Source organism: Sutterella sp., from assembly GCF_030539355.1.
In the GTDB taxonomy this organism is placed as follows: Bacteria; Pseudomonadota; Gammaproteobacteria; order Burkholderiales; family Burkholderiaceae_F; genus Sutterella.
In genome coordinates this window covers 1-8,597 of sequence record NZ_JAUNSF010000090.1, presented here as the reverse complement: position 1 = coordinate 8,597, position 8,597 = coordinate 1, and the positions used below count along the sequence as shown (strand labels likewise).

Annotated in this window: 7 protein-coding genes; 5 read left to right on the top strand and 2 right to left on the bottom strand. The window is 65.2% G+C overall.

Annotation, left to right across the window (positions count from 1 at the left end; translation table 11 throughout):
* Positions 1 to 326 (bottom strand): EamA family transporter (locus Q4F91_RS10625; RefSeq protein ID WP_368661005.1); only part of this gene is annotated, 326 nt, incomplete at its 3' end.
* A 74-nt stretch (positions 327 to 400) separates the two neighbouring features.
* Positions 401 to 1,603 (bottom strand): M20 family metallopeptidase, encoded by a 1,203-nt coding sequence (locus Q4F91_RS10620; protein WP_303337519.1) that lies wholly within the window; start codon positions 1,601 to 1,603, stop codon positions 401 to 403.
* A 579-nt stretch (positions 1,604 to 2,182) separates the two neighbouring features.
* Here Q4F91_RS10620 and Q4F91_RS10615 point away from each other — a divergent pair.
* The 5 genes from Q4F91_RS10615 to Q4F91_RS10595 all read left to right on the top strand — a co-directional run bounded on the left by Q4F91_RS10615 (position 2,183) and on the right by Q4F91_RS10595 (position 8,429).
* Positions 2,183 to 4,066 carry an ABC transporter ATP-binding protein gene (locus Q4F91_RS10615; RefSeq protein WP_303337517.1) on the top strand — a complete coding sequence of 628 codons (1,884 nt, stop codon included), beginning with the start codon at positions 2,183 to 2,185 and terminating at the stop codon, positions 4,064 to 4,066.
* Between the two features lie 109 nt (positions 4,067 to 4,175).
* Positions 4,176 to 5,705: a glutathione ABC transporter substrate-binding protein GsiB gene (gene gsiB, locus Q4F91_RS10610; RefSeq protein ID WP_303337515.1), complete on the top strand. Its 1,530-nt coding sequence runs from the start codon at positions 4,176 to 4,178 to the stop codon at positions 5,703 to 5,705.
* A 149-nt stretch (positions 5,706 to 5,854) separates the two neighbouring features.
* Entirely contained in the window at positions 5,855 to 6,775 is a 921-nt protein-coding gene (gene gsiC / locus Q4F91_RS10605; RefSeq protein WP_303337513.1) for a glutathione ABC transporter permease GsiC, read from the top strand.
* A 30-nt stretch (positions 6,776 to 6,805) separates the two neighbouring features.
* Positions 6,806 to 7,708 (top strand): glutathione ABC transporter permease GsiD, encoded by a 903-nt coding sequence (gene gsiD, locus Q4F91_RS10600; RefSeq protein ID WP_303337511.1) that lies wholly within the window; start codon positions 6,806 to 6,808, stop codon positions 7,706 to 7,708.
* Between the two features lie 154 nt (positions 7,709 to 7,862).
* Positions 7,863 to 8,429, top strand: coding sequence for a SagB/ThcOx family dehydrogenase (locus Q4F91_RS10595; RefSeq protein ID WP_303337509.1), 567 nt, complete (start codon positions 7,863 to 7,865; stop codon positions 8,427 to 8,429).
* Positions 8,430 to 8,597: the final 168 nt, after the last annotated feature.

Below are 8,597 nucleotides of genomic sequence, written 5' to 3'. Positions count from 1 at the left end.
ATCGAGACGAGCGGGTTGATGAAGTACCCGAGCGAGGCCTCGATCGTGCGGTCGGTGACGATCGAGTAGACGTAGATGCCCCAGTTCGCGCCCACGAGGAGCGCCGAGGCCGTGAAGATCATCATCACGCGGCGGTTCCTCAGCGCTTCGCCCAGCCAGGCGGTCTTCCGCATCAGCACGATGACGATCGAGATGAAGATGAGCGACCAGACGATGCGGTGCGAGAGGATCTCGAGCGCCCCGATGTCATTGAGGACGTGGAAGTAGAAGGGGAAGAGTCCCCAGAGCACGTAGGCGAGGAAGGTGGCGAGGATACCGAAGGGCATGGGTGCGTGATGTGTTGTTTTCTGTTGTCGGGAGCATCGGGGGCCGGTTGCCCGGCCCCTGATGCCGGCGGCGGTTACCGGCCGAGCGCGGCGAGGCGGTCGAGCGCGACGCCGGCGAGCATCGTCGCGGCGGCCGGGATCACCTCGTCGTTGAAGTCGAAGGTCGGGTGGTGGAGCGCCGCCTTGTGCGCCTCGTCACGGATGCCGACGCGGATCATGGCGCCCGGGATGCGGTTGACGTACTCGGAGAAGTCCTCGCCGCCCATCGAGACGTCGATCGGGCCGGCGGCCTCGGCGCCGAACTGACGCGTGATGAAGGCGCGGACATGCTCGATGCTCTCGGGCGGGTTGATGAGGGCGGGGACGAGCCGGTCATAGCGCAGTTCGCCCGTGCACCCCTCGCTCGCGGCGACGGTCTCGACCATGCGGCCCATCTCGCGCTCGATCTGATTGCGCACGTCCTCGTTGAAGGTGCGCACCGTTCCTGAGAGCGTCACCTCCTCGGGGATCACGTTCGGCGTGCCGAAGCGGCCGCCGTTCACCGACGAGATGGAGACCACGGCGGGCTGGATCGGCATCACCTTGCGGGAGACGATGGTCTGCAGCGCCCCGATGAGAAGGCCCGCGGCGGGGATCGGGTCAATGCCGAGGTGCGGACGGGCCGCATGCACGCCGCGGCCGCGCACCGTGATATAGAAGAAGTCCGTCGAGGCCTGGGCCGGGCCGCCCAGGAGCCCGAAGCGCCCCTTCTCGATCGTCGGCTCGTCATGCGCGCCGTAGATTTCCTTCACGCCGTACTTCTCGAGGACGCCGGCCTCGACCACGGCGAGCGCGCCGCGGCCGATCTCCTCGGCGGGCTGGAAGAGGCCGACCACGCGGCCGGCGAACCCGGCGCGCTTCTCGTTGAGATAGCGCAGGGCGCCCAAGAGCCACGTCGCATGGCCGTCGTGACCGCAGGCGTGGCAGCGCATCTCGGTCGTGCTCTTCCAGGCGTTCTCGGAATTGTCCGGCATCGGCAGCGCGTCGATGTCGGCGCGCAGCGCCACCGTCGGGCCCGGGCGGCCGCCCTCGATCACGGCGATGAGGCCGCCCTTCACGATCGTGTCATCGAGCTCCGTGATGCCCCAGCCCGCGAGCGTCTCCTTGAGGAGCGCCACCGTGCGGGGCGTCTCGAACCCGAGTTCCGGGTGCGCATGAATGTCGCGGCGGATACGGGCGAGCTCGTCGGCCCAGGCGCCGATCTCGGGGAACACACGGTCCTTCAGAACGTAATCCATCTTGCTTTGTCTCCGGGTAGAGGCCGCCGACGGGCCTCGAACGTGTCACATGCGGGGTCCGGCCCTCGGGCGGCTGAAAAGTGATTCCGTGCATTATGGGCCTAACCCCGGGCCCGCGCATGAGGCCTCTGACCTATTCCGAGGCGCACCGATCCCAGGCACGTCAAGGGAAATAGCACCATAAAAGTGCATTGATGCCGCTTCCCCGAACGCCGCAGGGAATGTCGTTCGGCGTCACTTTCCGGAAATACCATCTATACGGTAAGGACAATATCCAATCCGCACTGAAACAGATCAGTGCGGAACGGCATCCGTGCACTCAACTAGGGGATGGGGCTGAGGCGGGTTCGGAATCCGACGGCGTAACGTAACGGATTGACGATTTTCCGACTCTCCGCCCGGACGGCGTGCTCACGCGTCCGGCGCTTCCGGGGAATGGCACGGGGCTTGCTCATATTGCAGTTCAAGCGCTGAACCGCCCCTCGAAGTGAAAAACGGGCCGCGGATCCCCGCCCCCGGCAGACCGTGAGCCCCGGCTCCGGCCCGTTAGCGAACAACAACTACCCGAAGAAGACCAAGATGATGGAAAGAGCAGACAGCAAGCCCCAAACCGCCGAGGAAGCCCTGCCGGTCCTTGAGGTTGAAAACCTCTGCGTTCAGTTCAAATCTGACTCCGGCGTCACCACTGCCGTCGTCGACGAGTCCTTCGTCATCCGCCCGGGCGAGACCCTCGCGCTCGTGGGCGAATCCGGCTCGGGCAAGTCGGTCACCTCGCTCTCCGTGATGCGTCTCGTCGAGCACGGCGGCGGCAGGATCGTCCGCGGCTCGATCAAGCTGCGCTGCCGCGACGGCCGCGTGGTCGACCTCACGAAGGCGAACCGCACGGAACTGCAGAAGCTGCGCGGCTCCGAAGTGGCGATGATCTTCCAGGAGCCGATGACCTCGCTCAACCCGGTCTTCACCGTGGGCGCGCAGATCGCCGAAAGCCTGACGCTGCACCGCGGCATGAACGAGCAGGAGGCCGCGGCCGAGGCCGTGAGGCTCCTCAAGCTCGTCCGCATTCCCGACGCGGAGCGCGTGGCGCTCCGCTTCCCGCACCAGCTCTCGGGCGGCATGCGCCAGCGCGTGATGATCGCCATCGCGCTCGCCTGCAAGCCCCAGCTCCTCATCGCCGACGAACCGACCACGGCCCTCGACGTGACCGTGCAGGCGCAGATCCTCGCGCTGATCGCGAAGCTGCAGAAGGACATCGGCATGGCCGTGCTCTTCATCACGCACGACATGGGCGTCGTCGCCCAGATCGCCGACCGCGTGGCCGTGATGCGCTACGGCGAGATCGTCGAGCACGGCGACGCGAAGACGATCTTCGCGCATCCGACGCACCCCTACACGCAGGCGCTGCTTTCCGCGGTGCCGCGCCTCGGCGCCTTGAAGGACGTCCCGCACCCCTGCTTCTTCCGCCTCATCGACCCGGACAACGGCCAGGTGATCGAGCCTCCCTCGGACAAGCTCCCGGCCCCGGGCGATACGGTCCTCGAGGTGAACGACATCGTCAAGACCTTCCCGGTGCGCACCGACTTCTGGGGCAACCCCACGCACGTCGTGCGCGCCTGCGACCACGTGAGCTTCCGCCTGAGGAAGGGCGAGACGCTCTCGATCGTGGGCGAGTCGGGCTGCGGCAAGTCCACGACCGGCCGCGCCGTGCTGCGCCTCCTTGACGTCGACAGCGGCGACATCATCTACCGCGACCGCTCGCTCGTGAACATGACCCGCCGCGACCTGCAGGTCCAGCGCCGTCACCTGCAGATGATCTTCCAGGATCCGTACGCCTCGCTCGACCCGCGCCAGACCGTGGGCTACTCGATCGCCGAGCCGCTGATGATCCACAACATCTGCTCGAAGAAGGAGATGTGGGACCGCGTGGCGATGCTCCTGAAGCGCGTCGGCCTCTCGCCCGACATGGCGAACCGCTATCCGCACGAGTTCTCGGGCGGCCAGCGCCAGCGCATCTGCATCGCGCGTGCGCTTTCCCTGAAGCCCGAGGTGATCATCGCCGACGAATGCGTCGCGGCCCTTGACGTCTCGATCCGCGCGCAGGTCGTGAACCTCATGATGGAGCTCCAGGAGGAGATGGGACTTTCCTACATCTTCATCTCCCACGACATGGGCGTCGTCGAGCGCATCAGCCACCGCGTCGCGGTGATGTACCTCGGCCAGATCGTCGAGATGGGCCCGCGCCAGAAGGTGCTCACCAATCCGCTCCACCCGTACACGCAGAAGCTGCTCTCGGCCGTGCCGATCGCCGACCCGAACGAGAGGAATCTGCTCAAGCTCCTCAACCTCTCCGACCTGCCGAGCCCGGTGCGCAAGGTGGGCGACGACCCGGTGATCGATCCTCTGGTCGAGGTCGAGCCCGAGCACTTCGTCGCCAAGCACGAGGTGGGCGGCATGGCCGGCGCCTGATTCCCCGGACAACATTCCTAAGAAGCGCACGCCTTCGAGGCGTGCGCGAGAAACCCTTCCCCGATTGGTTCAACTGCCACTGCCCCCTAACAAGGGGCGAACACCCGAAATGAAAGCAAAAGCTCTTCTTCCGATTCTTCTCTCCGGCGCGCTCCTCGCCGCCGGCGCCCAGGCTGCCACGAAGGACGTGACGGTCGCCGTCGCGAGCACCTTCACGACGATGGATCCGTACAACGCGAGCGACACGTTGAGCCAGGCCGTCGCGAAGTCCTTCTACGAGGGCCTCTTCACGTTCGACAAGAACATGAAGATCGTCAACGTGCTCGCCGAGAGCTACGAGCCCTCCGCCGACGGCCTCACCTACGTCGTGAAGCTCCGCCAGGGCGTCAAGTTCCACGACGGCTCGGACTTCAACGCCGAGGCCGTCAAGATGAACTACGAGCGCGTGATGGACAAGAAGAACGGCCTGAAGCGCTTCGTCCTCTTCTCGAACATCGACCACATCGACGTGGTTGACCCGTACACGGTGAAGTTCACCCTGAAGAAACCCTTCTCGGCCTTCATCAACCAGCTCGCCCACCCGAGCGGCGTGATGATCTGCCCGAGCACGCTCAAGGGCGACGCCTCCAAGATCGCCTTCAATCCCTGCGGCACGGGCCCCTTCGTCATGAAGGACTACAACCCGAGCGAGGTTCTGCGCGTCGAGAAGAACCCGAACTACTGGCGCGCCGGCTACCCGAAGGTTGACTCCATCACCTGGCGCCCGGTCGTCGAGAACTCCACCCGCGTCGCGATGATGCTCACGGGCGAGGCGCAGTACGCCTTCCCGATCCCGGCCGAGCAGGTCAAACAGATCGAGGGCAAGGGCAACGTCCGCCTTGACATCACGCCGTCGATCATCATGCGCTACGTCGAGATGAACCTCACGAAGAAGCAGTTCCAGGACGTCCGCGTCCGCCAGGCGCTCAACTACGCCATCAACAAGGAGGCGCTCGTCAAGGTCGCCTTCGCGGGCTACGCGGACCCGGCGACGGGCGTCGCCCCGATGGATGTGGACTACGCCGAGAAGCTCGGTCCCTGGCCCTATGACCCGAAGAAGGCCCGTGAACTGCTGAAGGAAGCCGGCTACCCGAACGGGTTCGAAACCACGCTCTGGTCGGGCTACAACCACACGACTGCGATGAAGATCATCCAGTTCATGCAGCAGCAGCTCCGCCAGGTCGGCATCAAGACCACCGTCCGCGCCCTTGAGGCCGGCCAGCGCACGGCGCTCGTCGAGGCGGTCCCGCCCGAGAAGAGCGAGCACCAGCTCTACTACATCGGCTGGTCGTCCTCCACGGGCGAGATGGACTACGCGATCAGGCCGCTCCTCGCCACCTCGAGCTTCACGCCGAACGATTCGAACGAGTCCTACTACTCGAACGCCGACGTTGACACGAAGCTCATGGAGGCGCTCGCTACCACGGACCGCGCGAAGAAGGCCGAGCTCTACAGCTCGATCCAGAAGCAGATCTGGAACGACGCCCCGTGGATCTTCCTCGTCACCGAGAAGAACATCGCGGGCAGCTCGCCCAATCTCACGGGCTTCTACATCCAGCCCGACGCGAGCTTCAACTTCTCCGAGATTGAGCTGAAGTAAGCCCGGAATCCGCCGGGGACGAACCCCTCGGAGTCCCCGGCGCGGAGCAGGAAGCGGCAGCTGGCGCGCTTCTTGCTCCGATTGTGGAAACCAATAAACAACGTCAGTCCCAGACAACCCCCAACCGTTCCACCAGTGCAGGCGCGTCCATGCTGAGATATTTCATTAAAAGACTCCTGGGCATGATCCCAACGCTCATCATCGTGGCGATCTGCGTCTTCTTCTTCATCCATCTGCTGCCGGGCGATCCCGCCCGTCTCGCGGCCGGACCGGAAGCCGACGAAGCCACCGTTGAGATGATCCGTCACAGCCTGGGCCTCGACAAGTCGCTGCCCGAGCAGTTCTACCACTTCGTCGTCGGCGCCCTCCAGGGTGACTTCGGCACCTCGATCCGCTCCCAGCGCCCCGTGATCACCGAGATCGGCGAGCGCTTCGGGCCGACGCTCTACCTCACCATGACCTCGATGTTCTGGTCGGTGGTCTTCGGCCTGGTGATCGGCGTCATCTCCGCGGTCTACCGCAACAAGTGGCCGGACCGCTTCGGTATGACGCTCGCCGTCTCGGGCATCTCGTTCCCGGCGTTCGCCCTCGGTATTCTGCTGATGGAGATCTTCTCGGTCGAGCTCGGCTGGCTCCCCACCGTCGGCGCCTCGTCCTGGAAGCACTACATCCTCCCGTCGATCACGCTCGGCGCCGCGGTCGCGGCCGTCATGGCCCGATTCACCCGAGCCTCCTTCGTCGAGGTGCTCCACGATGACTACATCCGCACGGCCCGCGCGAAGGGCGTGACGGAAACGAAGATCGTCGTCAAGCACGCGCTGAGGAACGCCCTCATCCCGGTCGTCACCATGATGGGTCTGCAGTTCGGCTTCCTCCTCGGCGGCTCCATCGTCGTCGAGAAGGTCTTCAACTGGCCGGGCATGGGGCGCCTGCTCGTTGACGCGGTCGACATGCGCGACTACCCCGTCATCCAGGCGAGCGTCCTGCTCTTCTCACTCGAATTCATCGTCATCAATCTCGTCGTGGACGTGCTCTACGGCTGGATCAATCCGTCGATCCGCTACAAGTAATCCCCCGGGGAATTCAGGAGAAAGGAAAAAATGAGCACCACTACGCAAGTTGATCCCCGCATCGCACGCTCGAACGACGCGCTGCGCACCCCGATGGGCGAGTTCTGGAGAAAGTTCAAGAAGCAGCCCGTGGCCATGGCCGCAGGCGGATTCGTGATCTTCCTCATCATCGTCGCGATCCTCGGCCCCGTGATCACCCCGTTTGATCCGGAGAACTACTTCGACTACGACATGCTGAACGAGGGCCCCTCGGCGGCCCACTGGTTCGGCGTCGACGCCCTCGGCCGCGACATCTTCAGCCGAATCGTCGCGGGCACCCGCATCTCGCTCGTCTGCGGCTTCACGTCGGTCTTCGCCGGCGCCGTGATCGGCACGATCCTCGGCCTGATCGCGGGCTTCTACGAAGGCTGGTCCGACCGCGTGATCATGCGCATCTCGGACGTCCTCTTCGCCTTCCCGGGCATCCTGCTCGCGATCGGCATTGTGGCGATCTTGGGCGGCGGCATGTTCAACGTCGTCGCGGCCGTGGCGATCTTCTCGATCCCGGCGTTCGCCCGCCTCGTGCGCGCCAACGTCCTGTCGCTGAAGACCCAGACCTACGTCGAGGCGGCGCGAAGCCTCGGCATCAGCGACTCGATGCTGCTCTTCCGCCACATCCTCCCGGGCACGATCTCGGTGATTCTCGTCTACCTCTCGATGCGCATCGGCACGTCGATCATCACGGCCGCGTCGCTCTCCTTCCTCGGCCTCGGCGCACAGCCCCCGATGCCCGAGTGGGGCGCGATGCTCAACGAAGCCCGCGCGGACCTGCTCACGGCCCCGCACGCGGCGATCTTCCCCGTGATCGCGATCTTCCTCACCGTGCTCGCCTTCAACCTGCTCGGTGACGGCCTGCGCGACGCGCTCGATCCGAAGGTCGACACCAACCGCTGATTCAGACTGAAACAGCGCCTTACGAATGGCTCCGCCGGGAAGGAACTCCTGACGGAGCCGTTTCATTTTCAGGGCCTATGATTGAGTCAAAAGCCTCCGGGTCACCCGTGCAGAACACGGGACCCCGGCAAAGTTCTGCAAGAAGGAGAAACCCATGCCGAAGACCATCACCCTGCCCGCGCCGAAGCCCCTCGCCATGACCGTCACCGACGCGCTCGCGAAGCGCCGGTCGCTGAGGAGCTTCAGCACGCAGCCCCTCTCTGACCAGGAACTCGCGAACCTTCTCTGGGCCGCGGCCGGCATCACCTCGCCCGACGGCAAGCGCACCGCGCCCTCGTGCCTCAACCTGCGCGCCGTGACGGTGTTCGTGCTGCGCGCGGACGGCTCGTGGCGCTTTGACGCCGAGAAGAACGCGCTCGAGCAGACGACGCCCGAGGACCTGCGCGCGCTCTCGACGATGGGCCAGCATCAGTTCGTCGACACCGCCCCCGTCACGCTCGTCTTCGTCGCCGAGGAGACGCCCCGCACGAAGATGGCCCGTCCCTCCTGGGTCTACCTCGACGCCGGCGCCATGGTGCAGAACGCCTACATCGCCGCGACCGCGATGGGCTTCGGCGGCGTCGCCCGCGGCTCGGTGCCCTGCGCCGACCTCGGCGCCCGCATGAAGCTCCCGGCCACCTTCGCGCCGATCTTCTGCTTCACCTGCGGACACCCGGCGTAAAGCCCTCACGCGACAGCCGGCGGCTGCCGCTCAAAGTCGGTCCATTTCTCAAAGGCCTGGCATCAAATGCCCGGCCTTTGTCGCATCGGGCCATCTGAAAATCGCGGGCGCGGCCTGAGAATAGGTGCATCAGAGGATCAAATTCCCCCCGGAAGAAAAGGATTTTTG

Coding starts and splice junctions, on each gene's coding strand:
- gsiB (WP_303337515.1), top strand. CDS start 4,176: ATGAAAGCAAAAGCTCTTCTTCCGATTCTTCTCTCCGGCGCGCTCCTC.
- Q4F91_RS10615 (WP_303337517.1), top strand. CDS start 2,183: ATGATGGAAAGAGCAGACAGCAAGCCCCAAACCGCCGAGGAAGCCCTG.
- Q4F91_RS10620 (WP_303337519.1), bottom strand. CDS start 1,603: ATGGATTACGTTCTGAAGGACCGTGTGTTCCCCGAGATCGGCGCCTGG.
- gsiD (WP_303337511.1), top strand. CDS start 6,806: ATGAGCACCACTACGCAAGTTGATCCCCGCATCGCACGCTCGAACGAC.
- gsiC (WP_303337513.1), top strand. CDS start 5,855: ATGCTGAGATATTTCATTAAAAGACTCCTGGGCATGATCCCAACGCTC.
- Q4F91_RS10595 (WP_303337509.1), top strand. CDS start 7,863: ATGCCGAAGACCATCACCCTGCCCGCGCCGAAGCCCCTCGCCATGACC.